The sequence below is a fragment of the Robertmurraya korlensis genome, from assembly GCF_023715225.1.
GTDB lineage: Bacteria > Bacillota > Bacilli > Bacillales > Cytobacillaceae > Robertmurraya_A.
Genome location: NZ_JAMBNS010000091.1, coordinates 1 through 462 on the forward strand (window position 1 = coordinate 1; position 462 = coordinate 462).

Below are 462 nucleotides of genomic sequence, written 5' to 3' on the forward strand. Positions count from 1 at the left end.
GGTTATATTGTACGTACGGCGCATGATGGTAGCCAAATGGACAAACTGATGCAGCGCGAGTTATTTTCGCTGATTGTGCTGGATTTGATGCTACCTAACGAAGACGGTATCAGTATTTGCCATCGCTTACGCGCAGAAAACTCCGATATCCCAATTATTATGTTGACAGCTAAAGGTTCCGATGCCGACCGTATCGCAGGACTTGAAGCAGGCGCGGATGATTATCTGCCAAAACCCTTTAATCCCAAAGAATTATTGGCACGTATTAAAGCCGTATTGCGCCGGCAAACGCGTGAATTGCCAGGCGCACCCAGTCAGCAAATGGAAGTGGTCGAATTTGGGTCATGGACATTAGATTTATCAACGCGCACCCTAAAACGTGATGGTAACATCGTGACCTTAACCACGGGTGAGTTTAGTGTATTAAAAGCTTTGGTACAACATCCCCGTGAGCCATTAACC

1 protein-coding gene is annotated in these 462 nt (G+C 46.5%); it reads left to right on the forward strand.

What is annotated here, in order from left to right; genetic code table 11:
- Positions 1-6: 6 nt before the first annotated feature.
- The coding region (locus M3175_RS25955; protein WP_503328632.1) for a response regulator at positions 7-462 on the forward strand (456 nt) is incomplete at its 3' end.